Source organism: Solibacillus sp. FSL K6-4121 (assembly GCF_038002585.1).
GTDB lineage: Bacteria > Bacillota > Bacilli > Bacillales_A > Planococcaceae > Solibacillus > Solibacillus faecavium.
The window spans coordinates 410187-428647 of sequence record NZ_JBBOCS010000001.1 but is presented as its reverse complement, the minus strand read 5'-3'; the positions used below and the strand labels follow the sequence as shown (position 1 = coordinate 428647).

Genomic DNA, 18461 nt, shown 5'->3' with positions numbered 1-18461 from the left:
TGTAAGAAGAAAAAATGAGGAATATCAAGGAGTTTTATACAAAAAAACTTTCGTGGAATATCTTTATCAGACGTAATTATGCTATAAAATACATAAATTTAATTTGGTGCATTTTAATATTGCACCCCCAAATCAAAAAAGAAAGACCTAGTAAATAAGGCCTTCCTACTGGTAAAAAATATAAAATTTTTCCATGTATAATAACTACTTGCGTTTCAGCCGATACTGAAGACCTTGCCGGTGTATGCCTAACGCTTTTGCTGTTTGTGATATATTGCCGTTATTCAGCTGTAAGGCATGGGCAATATAATGGTCTTCTACTTTGCGCATATATTCATCAAGTGGCTGTATATTTTTTTGGGAAAAATCGAACAATGTTTGCTGCTCTGATGTAACAGGCTCGGCTTGTTTAAGTTTCCACTTGAAATATGCCGGAATATGTATAAGCTCAACATATTCTTCCGTTGTGAGTAAAGCACTAATATCATCAAGTAATACTTCAAGCTCTTTTAAATTTCCTGGCCAATCATAATTCATGAAAATCTTCTCGACTTCAGGGGCTAACCCTTTCACAGAAATCCCGTATGCAACCCGTCTGCGAGCAAAGTAATCATCAACAAACGGTTTAATATCTTCACGACGCTCTCGCAATGCCGGCACTTGAATCGTTAAATTTGAAAATAAATAATATAAATTTTTGGAGAGGCTCCCTTGGTGAATTAAATCAATCGGGTCTTCTCCTATGCTTGCGATAAAAACATGATTGCGATCGGTATGCTGTTCAAGCAATTCCACAATACGGTTTTGAGCTTCGTCCGATAAAAACTCAATTCGTTCAGCAAAAAAAGTGTAATTTTTTTCTAACGCAATATATTTTTCGATTTGCGCCAACAATGTTTCTTCATTGCGTCGGCAAATAAGTGTTATGAAACGTTCATTTTTTTCGGAAAGTTCATGGTGTATGCCTTCTGCAATCATATCCTTACCTGTCCCGGATTCCCCGACAAGCATGACTGGAATGCGACCATAAGCCGCAATTTTAGCCTGCTGAATCACCTGCTTCATCGATTTTGAAACGGCGGTAATAATATCAAAAGTTAAAGGAGCCCCATAACGACTTAATGGACGATCCATTAAAAACTCCTGTTGTGTAATGTCATGGGAAAATTGAATGGCGATTTTTGTGCCATCATTTAGGGTATATGGATAATAGTCATTCATCATCGTGACTTCTTCACCGCGAGCATTCCAGAATGTTTGCTTAATGTGTTTATACCCTTGACCCGAGGCTAACACTTTTTGCAGCATATTTTCCTCCAAATTAAAATCGAGTGATTGGGATAAAAAGCGTTGCGTAATTTGGTCGAGCGATTCACCAGTTAGTTCGCGCATCTTTTTGTTATAAACGATGACACGTCCACTTTCGTCAATGGCACAAAGGCCGGTTTCTATTTTTTCAATCATAAATTCAAAGACACTAGTAAGGTCTGCCTGGTTCATATGTTGAAACCTCCTTGTATATATTTTAACATGGTCTATCATTGTAAGATAATTTGTGTAATTTCGAAAAAATAATTGATTTAAGCAATATTATATTGCATAATTCAAATTAAGTAACACAATACGATGCAATTTAATATTGCACTTAATATCGGAGGTAATGATAAATGATTGAATACAAACACGAACCATTTACAGATTTCTCGGTAGAAGAAAACAAGCAAGCGTATTTAGAAGCTTTAAATAAAGTAGAGTCACAACTTGGTGCAGAGTATCCACTAATTATCGGTGGCGAACGCATTACTACAGAAGATAAAATTGTCTCATATAACCCAGCAAAGAAAATGGAAGTTATTGGTTCGGTTTCTAAGGCTTCCAAGGATTTAGCTGAAAAAGCTATGCAAGAAGCAGATAAAGCTTTTAAATCTTGGAAAAAAGTAAAACCAGAAATTCGCGCAGACGTATTATTTAAAGCGGCAACAATTATTCGTCGACGCAAGCACGAATTTTCTGCATGGTTAACAAAAGAAGCGGGTAAGCCTTGGAATGAGGCAGATGCAGATACTGCAGAAGCAATCGATTTCCTAGAATACTATGGTCGCCAAATGTTGGAAATGAAAGACGGCCGCAAAGTAGAAAGCCGTCCAAATGAATACAACCGTTACGACTATATTCCACTAGGTATCGGAATCGTCATTTCACCATGGAACTTCCCGTTCGCAATTATGGCAGGTACAACGGTGGCTGCTGTAGTAACAGGAAACACAGTATTATTAAAACCAGCTTCAACTACACCGGTCGTTGCGTATAAATTTATTGAAGTGCTTGAAGAAGCAGGCTTGCCAAAAGGTGTCGTAAACTTCGTACCTGGCAGCGGTGCAGAAGTGGGCGACTATTTAGTGGACCATCCGAAAACACGTTTCATTAGTTTCACCGGTTCACGTGATGTCGGCTTACGCATTAACGAGCGTGCATCAAAATTAAGCCCAGGTCAAATCTGGATTAAACGTGTTATCGCCGAAATGGGCGGTAAAGATACGATCGTTGTCGACAAAGATGCAGATTTGGAATTAGCAGCGCAATCAATTGTAAAATCAGCATTCGGCTTCTCGGGCCAAAAATGTTCTGCATGTTCACGCGTTGTCATAGTAAAGGATGTATATGATCAAGTTGTAAACCGTGTAGAAGAATTAACGAATGCCCTAACAATCGGCGATCCGTCAGATAATGCAAACTTTATGGCGACAGTAATCGATTCAGCAGCATTCAAGAAAATCAGCGAATATATTGAAATCGGGAAAACAGAAGGTCGTTTAGTAGCTGGTGGTACGGCAGACGATTCAGTAGGTTATTTCGTACACCCAACGGTATTTGCAGATGTGGATCCAGAAGCACGAATTATGAAAGAAGAAATTTTTGGACCAGTTGTAGCAATTACAAAAGCAGAAACGTTTGAAGAAGCAATTGATATCGCAAACAATACGGAATACGGTCTAACAGGTGCTGTTATTACAAATGACCGCATGCATTTAGAATATGCCCGTGAAGAGTTCCATGTTGGAAACCTTTACTTTAACCGTGGTTGTACAGGTGCAATCGTTGGGTACCAACCATTTGGCGGTTTCAACATGTCAGGTACTGACTCAAAAGCAGGCGGCCCGGATTATTTAACATTGCATATGCAAGCAAAAACAACATCAGAAGCATTCTAGTTAAATAGGTTAGTTATTGGAAATTTCCTTATAATATAGTAAGAACGCCTTCACAATTGCCTCGTGAAGGCGTTTTTTTCTTTTTTACTGATTCATAAAACTTTCTTTTTATTATAAAAAAAGGCAGAATAAGAGTAATTATTGGAAAGGTGGTTTATTGATGAAAACAGAACAGCAATATTTTGAAGAAAGTATTTCAATGAAAGATTATATGAATGAAATGTCCCAGTTAAAAGAACAGAGCTTTATGATTTATGACAGCTTTGTATTACCAGGAGATACAGATTTTATTGAGCAACTGAAAAATGCTAATCTCCATATTTTAGCGATAACGGAAGACTGGTGCGGAGATGCTATGATTAACAATCCAATCATTCGCAAAGTGGCAGAAGCCGCAAATATAGATATTCGCACAGCTTTACGTGATGCTGATACAGATTTAATTGACCGCTATTTAACAAATGGTGGACGTGCTATTCCAATGTATTTAATTTTAAATGAATCCGGGGAAGTAATAACAACTTGGGGACCACGCGCACCACAATTACAACAGCTTGTAACGGATATGCGTGCAACTTTGCCGGAGAAGGAAGATCCAACATTTGAAGATGCACAAAAAGACTTATACGAAAACATGCGCAAACAATATGTAGAAAACTCACAGCTTTGGAGCTATGTGTACGAAGATTTCAAAAAGAAAGTAAATGCAGTTTTGTAATATTTCTGTGTTAAAAGGGAGTTCTTACTATATAATTATAGTAGGAACTTTTTTCTATTTTAAACGTATTATTGAAGAGATAAGCGAATAACTATGGTTGCTTTTGTAAAACATTGAGAAGTATACTTTGAACAGAATGAAAATTAAACTAATCAGGATGAGATCAAAATGAGAAGAGCAAGAATTATATATAATCCAACTTCTGGTAGAGAGGCATTTAAAAAGCACCTCCCTGAAGTATTAGAAAAATTAGAGATAGCGGGCTACGAAACTTCCTGTCATGCGACAACTTGTGAAGGGGATGCCAGAGAAGCTGCATTAGAAGCAGTACGCCGTGAATTTGACGTAGTAATTGCAGTTGGTGGAGACGGAACATTAAATGAGGTAGTAGCAGGTATTAGCCAATGCGAAAAACGTCCAAAGCTTGGATTAATACCGATGGGGACGACGAATGACTTTGCACGTGCGGTACATATACCGCGGAATGTAGAAGATGCACTTGATATTATAATTGCGGGGGATACGATACCAGTCGATGTCGGTATTTTAAATGAGGACCGCTATTTCATTAATATTGCGGCAGGTGGTCGTATTACCGAACTGACTTATGAAGTACCGAGTAAAATGAAAACATTGCTTGGACAAATGGCTTATTACTTAAAAGCGATTGAAATGATTCCTTCAATTAAGGCTACACATATGAGAATTGAAATGGATGAAGAAGTGTTTGAGGGAAATGCCATGATGTTCTTATGTGGGTTAACGAATTCAGTTGGCGGCTTTGAAAAAATTGCCCCAGATGCATCAATCAATGATGGTCTGTTTACAGTCATGATTTTAAAGGAATGCAATATAGCAGATTTCATACGAATTGCATCACTTGCCTTACGCGGTGAACATTTATCGGATGAACGTCTTATCTACCGGAAGGCAAGCCGGGTTTCCGTAACTTCTGAACAGGAAGTTCACCTGAATTTAGATGGCGAGTACGGCGGAGATGCACCTGCAAAATTCCAAAACTTAAAACGCCATATTGAAGTATTTGCACCAATTGATGAATTACCGGAAATCGATGCACAATAATAAACATTTAGAACTTACGAGGGTTGTGGATACCCTTGTAAGTTTTTTATGTTGAGGAGAGCTTATATCTTTTTATATGTTAAATAAATAGTAATGGTTCTAATATCTAAAAAAATAGCCCTTCTCTTAACGACGTATATGGTTAAGAGAAAGGCTTTTATTATAGTTTAAATTTTTCCATACTCTGCTGCAGCTGTGAGGCTTGTTCAGCTAACTGTTTTGCTAGTTCTTCCATTTGTAAAACGACCTCTGCTTGAAGCTTAGTAGCATTTGCTACTTGTTCAACATTAGCGGTTGTTTTTTCAGTACCGTGTGAAATTTCGATAACAGATGCGGAAACCTCCTCGGAACTTGCAGAAATCTGTTGGGATGTTGCAGAAATATGTTCAACACGTTCTGTCATCGTATGAATGTTATTCGTAATAGAACGGAATGCCTGACCAGCACGATCAATAACGATGACCCCATCATTCGCACAGTGAAGGCTATTTTCTACTGCTTCACTCATATTTTGGGTATTGGATTGTATATTCTCGATTAATACAGCTATGTTACTTGCGGAATTTTTAGACTGCTCTGCAAGCTTTCTTACCTCATCTGCAACGATCGCAAAACCTTTTCCGTGTTCACCTGCTCTTGCTGCTTCAATTGCGGCATTTAGAGCGAGTAAATTTGTTTGGTCAGCAATATTAGTAATCGCGTTCGTAATTGTACTAATTTGTTCGGATTGCTCGATTAGCACATTAGAAAGCTTAGAAATCGATTGAGTAGATTCGTATACAGTTTCCATTTGCTGTGTCGCTTCGTCAATGATTATTACACCATCAGAGGCAGCCTGTGCTAAAGAGACAGAACCGCTATGAAGATCTTGAGTAGCAAAAGCAATGGAATTAATTCCTTGAGTCGTTTCATCAACAGCGAGTGCACTTTCATTTGCTCCAACTGTCATTGTTTCAGCAGTCTTTGCTGTATGTGTAATCAGCTTATTAATTTGTGCTGTTTCCGATGAAATTACATGGCTATTTTTCATTAGTGCATCGGCAGAGTTGCTAAGTTGGTCAGAATTTTTTTGAATGCTGACTAGTAGCTCTTCAAAATTGTGCTGTAACAAAGTAAAGGCTCTAGAAAGCATTCCCAGCTCATCATTTGTTTGAATTGGCTTATGCGTAACTTTTATGTTGCCGTTTGCGATTTCCTCTAAATCATTTGTAATAACTTGAAGAGGCGCTGTAATACCGCGTTTTGTATACATCATGTAAAGTATAATAACTACAATTGTTATAAGTATGAAAATAACTGACAAAATAGTAGAAAGTGAAATCATACTTTGAGTGCTGTCTACCATATTATCTAACTCGGTATTTTCAATTTGCTCGATTCTTTCGGCCAACTCACTTATAAATGAACTTGTATAAGTATAGTCACCACTTACTATTGTAAGTGCGGCGGAAATATTTCTTTCCTGTACGGCAGAAGTAATTTGACTGATTTGTTGTATAAGGGTCTCTGACTGAGTTTTTATGTTACTAATAATAGAAGTCGCTTCTGGTAACGTATTAGCACTTTGTACTTCGTCAATTAATTGAACTAATTGTGAAGAATGATCCGTTACTAACTCTAAGTTTTTTTGAGACGGATCTACTGTATAAGCACGAGCATAAATCTCTTGGGAAAGTAAGTTTTGCTGGATTTCATTAATGCGCTGAACCTGGGCCATTTGTATGTCTACAGCTTTTGAAACTTCATCGCCAATACGATAAAATTGCATAGTAGCAAACCCAATCGATAAAAGCAGTAACAATCCAATTATAATGAAGCCAACATTGAGTTTTTTTCGAACCGACATAATTTTGGTCTCCTTATATGTAATATTTCAAATCTTTCTATGAGCTAAATTATATAGGTAATTATTGTTTATTTCTATACCAAAAGTAATAAAAAGCAATATAAGGAAAAGTAGTCGAAAGTATAATGAGTGCAATTTATGAGGTGCGTGGTACAATAAAGAGATTGAATTGAGAGGAAGAACAGAATATGTCAGCACCAATTAAAAAAAATGATCGTACAACTGTTTATATAGAAGATTTAACGCATGATGGCAATGGCGTCGCGAAAATTGATGGCTATCCATTATTCATTCAAGGGGCACTTCCTGGAGAAACTGCCGAGATTCATGTAATGAAAACATTAAAGAATTATGGCTTTGCAAAAGTAGTAAATATACTAGAAAAGTCATCTGATCGAGTAGAAGCGCCATGTGTCTATTTCTCGCAATGTGGGGGATGTCAATTACAGCATCTTTCATATGAGGGACAATTAAAATGGAAGCAAAATATGGTCGCAAATGTGATGAAGCGTCTTGGTAAAATTGATGCACCTGTCCTTCCGGTAAAAGGGATGGAAGAGCCTTGGCATTACCGCAACAAATCACAAATACCTTTCGCTCAAGACGAAGCGGGGCAGATGGTGGCAGGCTTCTATAAAACGAAGTCACACTCAATCGTTGATATGGAACGTTGTTTAATTCAAACAGGCGAAGCTGATGTTGTCATGGCAGACTTGAAACGTGAATTAGAGATTTTAGGTGTGCGTCCATATGATGAAAAATCCCATCAAGGCATGCTGCGTCATGTTGTCGTTCGTAAAGGGCGGGCAACAGGCGAAGTGATGGTCGTACTAGTTACGAAATCCAAGAAATTCTCTCAGGCGAGCGCGGCAATCGAAAAAATACGAGCGCTTATCCCAAATGTCACGTCCATTGTTCAAAACGTCAACAGTGAAAAAACAAATGTCATTTTCGGCGATGAGACATTTACACTTTGGGGTAAGGATACAATTGAAGATACAATTGGTAATGTCCGCTTTGAAATTTCAGCACGCTCGTTTTATCAGGTGAATCCTGTTCAAACAGAGGTCCTTTATAAGCAGGCACTTGACTATGCGCAATTGACTGGAGAGGAGCGCGTAATTGATGCCTATTGTGGAATAGGCTCAATCTCACTATTTTTAGCACAAAAGGCAGGGCATGTCATGGGTGTTGAAATTGTTGAGCAAGCGATTGAAGATGCAAAACGTAATGCCGCACTAAATGGCTTTACAAACACATATTTCGAAGCAGGTCCGGCAGAGGAAGTCATTCCCCGCTGGTACAAAGAAGGTAAAGAAGCAGATGTTTTAGTAGTCGACCCACCGCGTAAAGGCTGTGATGAGGCGTTACTAAATACAATTATCGAACAAAAGCCAAAGCGTGTTGTGTATGTTTCATGTAACCCTGCAACACTTGCCCGTGATCTCCGCATTTTAGAAGACGGCGGTTATAAAACGCAGGAAGTGCAGCCTGTCGATATGTTCCCGCATACAACGCATTGTGAAGCGGTTGCTTGGTTGGAGTTAGTATAATAACTTACGAAGAACGGATTCCGATTTTGGAATCCGTTTTTTCTTATTGTTTTAAAAAAGAATTTCTTGTCGTATAGTTCATATAATATTATGGATTAAGCGAATTGGAGGAGTTTAAATGAAAGCAATTGTATATACAAAATACGGTTCCCCCGACGTCCTTCAACTGAAAGAAGTAGAAAAACCTGTTCCAAAGGAAAATGAAATTTTGATAAAAGTAAAAGCGACAACTGTAACAGTTGCAGATATTCGGTCACGAAGTTTTACAGTTCCTCCTGCTTTTTGGCTGCCTGCTCGAATCACACTTGGTTTCAAACGACCCAAAAAAGAGATTTTAGGGATGGAGTTAGCTGGAGAAGTTGAAGCAGTAGGAACAGAGGTTAAAAGATTTAAGGAAGGTGATCAGGTTTTCGCGGCATCTCTGTTGGGTTTTGGTGCATATGCGGAATATAAGTGTCTTCCGGAAGATGGACCAGTATCACTTAAACCTAACAATATAACTTTTGAAGAAGCTGCAGCCATTCCAATTGGTGCACGTACAGCCTTGTTTTTTCTTAGAAAAGCGAACATTCAGAGCGGTCAAGAGGTCCTTGTTTATGGTGCTTCAGGAAGTGTAGGAAGCTATGCAGTACAGATTGCAAAGGTATTTGGAGCAAATGTTACAGGGGTATGCAGTACCTCAAATTTAGAAATGGTAAAATCTCTAGGAGCCGACAAGGTAATTGATTACACTGTAGAGGATTTTTCAAGTACAGGAGAAACTTATGATGTAATTTTCGAAGCAGTAAACAAAAGTTCATTCTCAGCTTGTATGAAGTCATTAAGAAAGAGCGGCACATACATAAATATCACTGAAGTATTACCCAGCATTCGAATGCTAAGGACTAAATTGACAAGTAGCAAGAAACTTCTTTTAAGTAAAAATGCCCCTGAAACGCCAGAAGCATTAAACTACCTTAGGGTACTTGTTGAAAATGGAAAGTTGAAAGTTGTAATTGATAGGTCTTATGCGTTTGAAGAAATTGTGGAAGCTCATCGGTATGTTGAAAAAGGGCATAAGAAAGGAAATGTCGTCATAGTCCTAAAAATGAAAGAAAAAAATAAATGAAAAACTACTAATTGAACGCCCCCTATGCAGGCACGATTCCACTAAAATAGGTACCGTACCTATATAATTAAACCCACCAGCACCCATGAGTTGCCACATACACTCCACGCATTGTGAAGCGGTTGCTTGGTTGGAGTTAGTATAATAATTTGGAAAGAGCGGATTCTGTATTTGGAATTCGCTTTTTCTTATTGTTTTAAAAAACGGTAATATTATCAGACCGCGCAAATTGAATAATTTATAAAGGGAATTTATAGATATTGAAAACATAACTTGTTACCGATGGGATTCTATTGGCTCGTTGCTATCACTAGTTATTTCCTTTTTTTGGTTCTAAAGATTTATTTCATAAATAGTAAAATAGGTTGTAAAAATTGTTATTCTAATATATTATTTAGAAAATACATAAAAATCATATTATTAGGAGTTTATTAGATGACTATTGAAACAGCTCAGATGCATAAAGAAAAGGCGCATATTGTAGAACAGTTAAAGCCAGTAAGAATTGAAACAGAAGATTCAAAAATTGAACAAACACCGATTCATAATTTAGATGAAGTAAACAATCTATACTCAGTTAATGGCCATCTTCAAAAGTGGCGTTCTGTGCTTTAAATTTAGTAAATAAAATGACTCTGGAGTTTTGATTGCAGCTTCTACCAGTTTAAGGAGAGCCCAATAGCGCTGATGTACTTGATCATCAGTAGGAAGGGGTTTTTATCAATGAGTATTTCAAAATAAAAAATTCTAAAAAAACAAAAGAGGGCTAGGTCCTACAATTATAGGATCTAGCCAACTACTTAAAACGACCAACACCAATGTCATGCCACACCCCCTGTAAGAAGATGCTTAAACGCAATTTAAGATTAAAGTGATTTTAATAATTTAATTACATCTTCGGCAACTGCGCCACCTGATGCGGGATTTTGTCCTGTAACAATACGATTATCAGTTACAGTGAATACTGACCAATCATCACCTTTCACGTAATTTGCCCCTTTACGAACAAGTTCATCTTCAGCTAAAAATGGAACGACTTTATCTAGTCCAACAGCCATTTCTTCTGTGTTAGTAAAGCCAGTTACTTTAGTATCTTTAATTAGAAGTTCACCGTCATCATTTTTAATGTTTAATAACGCTACAACTCCATGACAAACGGCAGAAACAACGCCACCGTTAGCGTAAATAGTACTTGCAATGTTTTGCAAGTTTTCATCTTCTGCGAAATCCCACATAACTCCATGACCACCTGCATAATAGATAGCAGCATAATCATTTGGGTTAATAGAGTCAGCAGGCAAAGTATTGCTTAGCTTATTTAAGAAATTAGTATTTGTGTAATACTCCCAATCTAATTCGGTCATTTGATCCGGTTGCAAACTGTGCGGGTCAAGTGGTGTATAACCGCCTTTTGGACTCACATAATCAATTTCATACCCTGCTTTTTCTATTTCAGCTGCAAAGTGAACAGCTTCTCCTAACCATAATCCTGTTGCACGTTCTAAATTGGGATACTTAGAGGTATTCGTTACTACTAATAAAATCTTTTTCATTATACAATCTCCTATAAGTTTGATACTATCAAGCTTATAGGTTAAACCATACTTTAAGTCAAGGAGGACACCTCGTGTATACAATTCAACAAGCGAGCCTCTTAATTGAAATTCCTGCAAGTTCAATTCGATACTACGAAAAAGTAAATTTAATTCCACCAATAAAAAGAAATGAACAAGGGCATCGAATTTTTGATGAACAAGCCATTGAACTTTTAAAGTTAATTAAATGTTTTCGAAGTCTAGGCATGTCAATTGAGGATATAAGAGGAAATATATCAACGCTGAATATAGAACAGGAAGAGATTAATACACAAGCAATATTAATTCAGCACAAGAAAAAACTAGAAGAGCAAATTGATATATTAAATTCTTTTATTAGTGAAATTGATCAGAAAATTACTATTAAAATATCAGGGACAGATTAAAAATAATCTTTAATAATTAAGCTGAGTGATTCTACTACATCATTCGGTTTTTTTATTGTTTTAAAAATCTCATTGATTTAGCTCAAATTAAATAAAGATGTGCCAAGAGTTACTTTTATATGAAAGTGAAAAATTAGATAATGCAATGTGTATGTTGGCACACATTATAAAGTAATCACTACCTTACCTTGAGCGTGACCTTCTTGAAAATATTTGAATGCTTCCGTTATTTCGCTTAACTTAAACCGTTTATCAATTATTGGTTTTACTTTTCCAATCTCAAGTAATTCTTTTACAACATTTAAATCATTTTGGTTTGCTCTTTGTAACAGGCTACTTATTTTCTTATTCCCAGTTAATGAAATAAAAGGTCCAAGAAATAATGTTTGATAAAGTTGATACTCGGAACCTCCTACGTGAACAAATTTCCCATTTAGTTTAAGTACATGTCTATATACTGAAATGGAATTAGAGCCGTTCACGCCAAGAACCAAATCATAACGTTCCTTATGTTGGGCAAGATCCTCTTCTGTGTAATCAATGATATAATCTGCTCCTATAGAACGTAATATTTCAACGTTTCGTGTACTACATACCCCAGTTACTTCAGCACCAAATGATTTAGCAATTTGTACCGCAAAAGTACCAACGCCTCCAGATGCGCCATAAATTAATACTTTATCCCCCGATTTAATGTCACCTTTATCACGTAGTCCTTGCAAGGCAGTCACGCCTGCCATAGGAGACGCAGCTGCTTCCTCAAAGGAGATGTTGGTTGGCTTTAAGGCTAAAGCATTTTCAGGAACCGTAACATATTCAGCAAAACCACCCCAGCCACAACCAGATAGGTCACCAAATACTTCATCACCTACTTTAAAATGCTGAATGTTTTCACCAACAGCTTCCACTGTACCAGCTATATCGCCCCCTGGAATTGAGTATTTCGGTTTGGTTAATCCGAAGGCAAATCGTGCTAAGAACGGTTTGCCTTTCAAAAGAACTAAGTTGCCAAAGTTTAAAGATGCTGAATGAATCTTTACCAACACTTGATTCTCGGTAGGGTAAGGCTTTTTCACATCTTTTAATTCAAGGACATCAGGTGAACCATACTTATTACAAACAATTGCTTTCATAAAATCCCTCCAATTAGTCTTTTTGGTAATTAAATAATAACAAGGTGATAAATACCGTTCATTGACTTAAGTTAATTTGCAAAGGATTTTGTAAATTTTTTCAAAGAATAATTTTGGTTAGTTAATCTTCAGTGAATTGTTGTTGCTGATAAAGAGATAATTAAGAAATGAGGAGGGGATCAATTTTAATGATTGCTGTTTTTAATTCGCTTTTTAATTCTGCTTAATGATTCAGGAGTAATCCCAAGATAACTAGCTAATTGATGTTGTGGTACACGGTCAATTAAATGAGGGCATTGCCTTAAAACGGTTTTGTATCGTTCTTCTGGAGAAGAGCTGATAAATTCACCTAATTGATCATGCATTTCACCAAGGTTTATTTCCATCATTTTTCGTATCATCATTTCAAGTTGTGGGTATTTGTTAAACATTGCATTTTCAGAAGTAACATCACCACCTACTAATATACAATCCTCAACACAGATTAATGAATACTTTGACAGCTCATGTTGAGTCTTTTCATTGATAATTGGTATAGCTTGTTCTTCAGTAAAAAAATTTGATGTTACCTCTTTACCTGACTCATCTATAAAAAACTGTCTAACACACCCTATTAATACGAAATAACATTTAATGGTGGAAATATCTCCTTGTCTAAGAAGGTATTTTCCTTTTTTGTATTCCTTAATTTGTAAACTTTCAGAAATTGCTTGCTGTTCATCTTCGCTCATTGAAGTGAAATCAGACATATATTTTTTGAGTATTTCAATCATATATTCGCTCCCTTTTTATTGAGACAATTTTAATATAACTTAATCATTACAACACTTTTATCCATTTCACCTTAAACTTTTCGGATTCGAATAACTGATTTTGGGATCCGTTTTTTCTTATTGTTCTACAAAATGATTAGATTATTAGACAGGGAAAATGAACAACTTGTTGAAATTATTGATGATAACAGAAAGCATAATAGCAATTAGATATTAAAATGAAGCAGTTAATGCATTTATTTTTAATGCATTTTATATTATATAGAGGAATTATTTTATAATTTTATGAAGTCTTATACATAGGGATGAGGGTTATATAAATGAAATGGATACTCCTGCTAGCAGTTTTTATTTGGTTTATTTTATTTATACGTAAAAAACGTTCATTTAAATTTGGTTTAGCTCCAAATACAGTAGAGATAAAACCAATTAAAGGATTAAAAAAGCTGTGTGATAACCTAGAGCAATCACTTAGTAATATTTATTTGGCGAATGTAGAAAAACGGATATGGAAAAATAATAGGCTAAAAGAGAATGAGTATGAGTGGCGCCTCCTGGATTTAAAACGTTATTTTATTATGGCGTATCTTTTGAAAACGTCACCAATGTTTAGTGAGAAAGTCGATGATTTGTGGCATGAGATGATCATGTTTACTCGTGAGTATGGTGATTTTTCAAAGCGTTATTTAGGGACAACACTTCATCACACTCCAAATATTAATGAAGAACCTGACTCTGATTTACGCGGGTTTTTTGATTGGGTGTATACTGAGCTTTTTGTCTTAAGAAAGGAGAATATCCATCTTTATAAAGGTTTTTTCAGATATCCCGTACATCCAGATATTATTGATGAGTTTAGAAATTTACCGGAAAGTGAACTAATAGATCTGTATTTTAAAAGTGATATCAAGTATATGACTACTGTCCGGGTGCTTATTTCTTCCATGAAAAAATCAGCAAATGGAATAAAGGATTATGATAAAAATATCATAAGTGAAATGGTTAAAAAAAAGAAATATCAGGAAAGTTACAATTCAATGCTTGTTCCTTTCTTATCTGTTTCTTATTTTCATTACAATGAATTTAAAAGTTATATGAAGGTAAGCAGTAACAGTTCCTCGAGTTGCAATAGTTGCAGTACGGCAAGCTTCTGCAGTTCTTGTTCGTCTGATTCTTCTTGCTCAAGCTGCGGTGGGGGTGGAGATTAATGAAAAGAACCACTATGAATGCCTACGACGAGCATAGACTTTGCACTCCTTCCTTTTGTGAATTATTATCTCTATGTAAATATCGTGTTTGATATTCATATTTCGATATATGAATGACAACGGCAGAATAAAGAAGAATCTACCTTTTAGGAAACCGTATTGGCCCGCCAGTTATATTTATGTAGGTGGTAGCGCTCTTGCTTAGTTAATAGAATCCGACAAATCGTACCAATCACTTAATAATATTGTTGAATTAACTCTATTATTCTGCTTAACTCATTTATTTTATATTTTCGAATATATTTTCACTGTGAGGATTTTACTAAAAGAAAGGGTGAAGAGTTTGACAAAGCAGGTTGTATTGATAACAGGTGGGGCAGGCGGTATCGGGAAGGCGACGGCGGAATTGTTTTTAGAGCAGGGAGCTACAGTTGTATTAGTCGATTTAAAACAGGAGGCGCTTGCTGGTGCAGTGGAATCGCTGCAGGCAGCAGAACATGGCCAACTATACACAATTGTAGCAGATGTGACGAACGAGCATGATGTTGAGCGCTATGTGCAGGAAACAGTTGAACAGTTCGGCTCCATCGACGTGTTCTTTAATAATGCCGGGATTAGTGGCCCTTTCACAATGATCAAGGATTTGGAGCAGGCTCAATTTGATTTATTGCTGAAGATTAATGTAACGGGTGTATTTCTTGGTATGAAGCATGTCATACGCCAAATGGAAAAGCAGGGATATGGTTCGATTATTAATACAGCTTCTAATGCAGCATATATCGGCTCGGCTGGGATGGCTGGCTATATCGCATCTAAACATGCAGTCGCGGGTCTAACGAAAACGGCCGCTTTAGAGGCAGCGGCAAGTGGTATTCGTGTAAATGCCGTGGCACCAGCAGCTATTGACACGCAAATGCTAACTGATATCCAAACAAATATTTCTCCTGATCAGCCTGATGCTGCCGGTGCAGCCATTCGGCAGGGAATTCCGCTTAGGAGATTTGGTTCCCCTCGTGAGGTCGCGCAAATTGTGTCTTTCTTGGCGTCCGACCAAGCTTCATTTGTCACTGGCTCTCTCTATAATATAGACGGTGGGATGCAGGCGGATTAAAGAAACTCCACATTCTACAATGAAAACAACAATCAAAGGTTGGTAATGATGATTTTAGTAAATAAATGAATGATTCAGCTCTCTATCGTGGGATTTTGCGATTGGGGGCTTTTATAGCTTAAAAGGTAGTAAATAATAGATCAAACCAACTCACATGGACATCTACTAGTTGTTATCATTAGAGTAAATTAGTATATACGTTTGTACTATAAAATGGGTTTCATAAATTTGTATGATTATGGAACTTTAATTTTAAAATATGTAAAAATAATGAATAATTTTAAATATATGTTATTCATTTAACTTATGTGCGCTATGATTAAACTTATAATAATTAAGGAGGGAATATTGTGAAAAAAAGCTTTTTATCAGTTATGTTAACGGTAGCATTATTAATTTCGTTACCATTTTCAGCTTTAGCAAACGATTCAACAACTGAGGTAGCTACAAGTCAAGAATCACATGTAACCATTGAAGCTTTTCTTGAAGAAGCTGTCACGGCTCTAACATTTCAGCATGCTTCGGACTATATGAGAGCAGAAGTCATTGAAAATTGGCTTGGTGATTATCAGTTCGAAAATACAAGCGACTACATTACGGAAGAACAAGCGGCATTTATTTTAGTAAAAGTGCTTGGTGCAGAAACTAATGAGGAATCGCTTGCTGATTATAAAAAAACAGCGGAAAAACTAGGCTTATTTAAAGGTATTACAGATTTACAGCAGATAACAAAAACAAAGGTTTTAAAACTGTTTAATAATGCAAAAGACTATCAAAACAAAGATATTGATAACACAGGGGCACAAGAAATCTCTGTCGAAGATTTTATGCGAAATCCTGGTAGTTTAGGTTATCAATTATCTCCAGATGGTCAATATATCGCTTACGCGGCTGAATGGGAAAGTCGCTTAAATGTATTTGTAAAGAAAATGGGTGACGAGAGTGAGCCTGTGCGAGTAACAAGTACAACAGATCGAGATATAGCAGGGCTTTTCTGGAAAGATAATAATATGTATTATTTAAAGGATAATGGGGGAGACGAAAACTATCACATTTACTCGTCTTCATTTAACGGTGCAGAAGAAAAAGATTTAACGCCGTATCCAAATGTTGTTGTACTACCTATCGATTATTTGAAAGATGTTGAAGATGAAATTTTAATCATGATGAACAAAGAAGATGCAACTGTATTTGACGTTTACAAATTAAACGTAAAAACGGGTGAAACGAAATTAGTAGCTAAAAACCCAGGAAATATTTTAAGCTGGATTCCTGATAGCAATGGGCAAATCCGTATGGCTGTAGCATCTGACGGTGTAGTAGGCGTTGTTTTATATCGTGAAACAGAAGAAGATGAGTTCCAGCCGTTTATCTCTATTGATGCTGGTGAAACAGTATCACCATTAGGGTTTTCTCAAGATAATCAATTCATTTATGCAGTATCCGATAAGGGCCGAGATAAAACGGAACTAGTAAAATATGATTTACAAGGTAAAGAAGAAGTTGTTTTCTCAAATCCAAATGTAGATATTGCAGGGGCACTATACAGCTCAACAAAAGATCAACTCCTTTATGCTACGTATATCACAGATAAAGTTCACTATAATTTCTTTGATAACGAGTTTGAAAATCTTTTCAATAAAATGAAAGAACAACTTGGAGTAAGTGCAAGTGAATTTGGGATTAACGATTACAATAAGGAAATGACTAAATTTATTGTAAGTGTTTCAAGTGATACTGTGTATGGAAAGTATTATTATTATGATGCTGAAACAGATACAATGACATTATTAGCAGAGTTAGGTTCATGGTTGGATTCTAGTAATTTAGCGAAGATGCATTCTATTTCCTATGAAGCGAGAGATGGCCTAATAATACATGGTTATTTAACATTACCAAATAACAAAACAGCTAAAGATTTACCGTTAGTTGTTATTCCACATGGGGGTCCATGGGCTCGAGATATGTGGGGCTTTAATAATGAAGTACAGTTATTAGCAAATCAAGGCTATGCAGTACTTCAAGTGAACTTTAGATCATCAACAGGTTACGGTAAAGAATTCCTTGAAGCGGGCAACAAGCAATGGGGATTAAAAATCCAGGATGATATTACAGATGGGGTACAATGGGCAATTGATTTAGGTATTGCTGATGAAGAGAAAATCGGTATTTACGGTGCTTCCTTTGGTGGCTATGCGACATTGGCAGGTATTACATTTACTCCTGACTTATATGCAGCAGCAGTTGACTATGTAGGGGTTTCAAATATCTTTACACTCTTAGAAACAATCCCACCATATTGGGAAACACAACGTAACATGTTCTATGAGCGAGTAGGTCATCCTGAAAAGGATAAGGAATTGTTAGAATCTGTTTCACCGGTATTCCATGTTGATAAAATTAAAACACCTTTATTTGTAGCGCAAGGGGCGAATGATCCTCGTGTGAAAAAACAAGAATCGGACCAAATCGTACAAGCACTTAAAGATAGAGGTGTGGAAGTAGATTATATGGTAAAAGACAATGAAGGTCATGGTTTTGCAAACGAAGAAAATCGTATCGAATTCTATAAGGCAATGGTAGACTTCTTTGCGGAATATTTAAAGTAAACTATAAATAAACGATTAGTATTAATAATTCTACGCTCAGCACTCAAGACATTATAATGCGGTGGCTTGCTGGAGTTTAATACACGAAAAAATAGCTGTGCCAAAAATCCAGATTTGAGTGGATTT

General features: G+C 36.5%; 15 protein-coding genes. 10 read left to right on the top strand and 5 right to left on the bottom strand.

The features are described from left to right. Positions 1-204: 204 nt before the first annotated feature. Positions 205-1500, bottom strand: coding sequence for a sigma 54-interacting transcriptional regulator (locus MHH95_RS02240; RefSeq protein ID WP_340726291.1), 1296 nt, complete (start codon positions 1498-1500; stop codon positions 205-207). A gap of 167 nt (positions 1501-1667) precedes the next feature. On the opposite strand from MHH95_RS02240, the gene pruA reads away from it, so the two are divergent. From pruA to MHH95_RS02225, 3 genes are all read left to right on the top strand, one after another. Then, on the top strand, positions 1668-3212 hold the full coding sequence (gene pruA, locus MHH95_RS02235; protein ID WP_340726290.1) for an L-glutamate gamma-semialdehyde dehydrogenase: 1545 nt from the start codon (positions 1668-1670) through the stop codon (positions 3210-3212). Between the two features lie 160 nt (positions 3213-3372). Next, a complete protein-coding gene (locus MHH95_RS02230; protein WP_340726289.1) occupies positions 3373-3930 on the top strand; it encodes a thioredoxin family protein in 558 nt (185 codons plus the stop codon). Between the two features lie 168 nt (positions 3931-4098). Further along, entirely contained in the window at positions 4099-5013 is a 915-nt protein-coding gene (locus MHH95_RS02225) for a diacylglycerol kinase (protein ID WP_340726288.1), read from the top strand. A gap of 160 nt (positions 5014-5173) precedes the next feature. Here the strand turns inward: MHH95_RS02225 and MHH95_RS02220 are convergent, their stop codons facing one another. Beyond that, the gene (locus tag MHH95_RS02220; RefSeq protein ID WP_340726287.1) at positions 5174-6859 is read right to left on the bottom strand and encodes a methyl-accepting chemotaxis protein; all 1686 of its coding nucleotides are present in this window, start codon (positions 6857-6859) and stop codon (positions 5174-5176) included. A 188-nt stretch (positions 6860-7047) separates the two neighbouring features. Between MHH95_RS02220 and rlmD the strand changes: the two genes are divergently transcribed. The 3 genes from rlmD to MHH95_RS02205 all read left to right on the top strand — a co-directional run bounded on the left by rlmD (position 7048) and on the right by MHH95_RS02205 (position 10135). Beyond that, entirely contained in the window at positions 7048-8412 is a 1365-nt protein-coding gene (gene rlmD, locus MHH95_RS02215; RefSeq protein ID WP_340726286.1) for a 23S rRNA (uracil(1939)-C(5))-methyltransferase RlmD, read from the top strand. Positions 8413-8530: 118 nt separating this feature from the next. Beyond that, complete coding sequence (locus MHH95_RS02210; protein WP_340726285.1) at positions 8531-9520, top strand: NAD(P)-dependent alcohol dehydrogenase; 990 nt, start codon at positions 8531-8533, stop codon at positions 9518-9520. A 435-nt stretch (positions 9521-9955) separates the two neighbouring features. After that, a complete protein-coding gene (locus MHH95_RS02205; RefSeq protein WP_340726284.1) occupies positions 9956-10135 on the top strand; it encodes a hypothetical protein in 180 nt (59 codons plus the stop codon). A gap of 251 nt (positions 10136-10386) precedes the next feature. Here MHH95_RS02205 and MHH95_RS02200 read toward each other — a convergent pair whose 3' ends face one another. Beyond that, on the bottom strand, positions 10387-11073 hold the full coding sequence (locus tag MHH95_RS02200) for a type 1 glutamine amidotransferase domain-containing protein (RefSeq protein WP_339214251.1): 687 nt from the start codon (positions 11071-11073) through the stop codon (positions 10387-10389). 74 nt (positions 11074-11147) lie between these two features. Between MHH95_RS02200 and MHH95_RS02195 the strand changes: the two genes are divergently transcribed. Beyond that, complete coding sequence (locus MHH95_RS02195) at positions 11148-11501, top strand: MerR family transcriptional regulator (RefSeq protein WP_340726283.1); 354 nt, start codon at positions 11148-11150, stop codon at positions 11499-11501. A 164-nt stretch (positions 11502-11665) separates the two neighbouring features. Here MHH95_RS02195 and MHH95_RS02190 read toward each other — a convergent pair whose 3' ends face one another. Continuing rightward, a complete protein-coding gene (locus MHH95_RS02190; protein WP_340726282.1) occupies positions 11666-12634 on the bottom strand; it encodes an NAD(P)-dependent alcohol dehydrogenase in 969 nt (322 codons plus the stop codon). A 185-nt stretch (positions 12635-12819) separates the two neighbouring features. After that, positions 12820-13407, bottom strand: coding sequence for a Crp/Fnr family transcriptional regulator (locus MHH95_RS02185; protein WP_340726281.1), 588 nt, complete (start codon positions 13405-13407; stop codon positions 12820-12822). Between the two features lie 320 nt (positions 13408-13727). Here MHH95_RS02185 and MHH95_RS02180 point away from each other — a divergent pair, with 320 nt between their 5' ends. The 3 genes from MHH95_RS02180 to MHH95_RS02170 all read left to right on the top strand — a co-directional run bounded on the left by MHH95_RS02180 (position 13728) and on the right by MHH95_RS02170 (position 18335). Continuing rightward, a complete protein-coding gene (locus tag MHH95_RS02180; RefSeq protein ID WP_340726280.1) occupies positions 13728-14615 on the top strand; it encodes a hypothetical protein in 888 nt (295 codons plus the stop codon). Between the two features lie 334 nt (positions 14616-14949). Beyond that, a complete protein-coding gene (locus MHH95_RS02175) occupies positions 14950-15726 on the top strand; it encodes an SDR family NAD(P)-dependent oxidoreductase (protein WP_445682986.1) in 777 nt (258 codons plus the stop codon). A 350-nt stretch (positions 15727-16076) separates the two neighbouring features. Continuing rightward, positions 16077-18335 (top strand): S9 family peptidase, encoded by a 2259-nt coding sequence (locus MHH95_RS02170; protein ID WP_340726277.1) that lies wholly within the window; start codon positions 16077-16079, stop codon positions 18333-18335. Positions 18336-18461 lie beyond the last annotated feature (126 nt).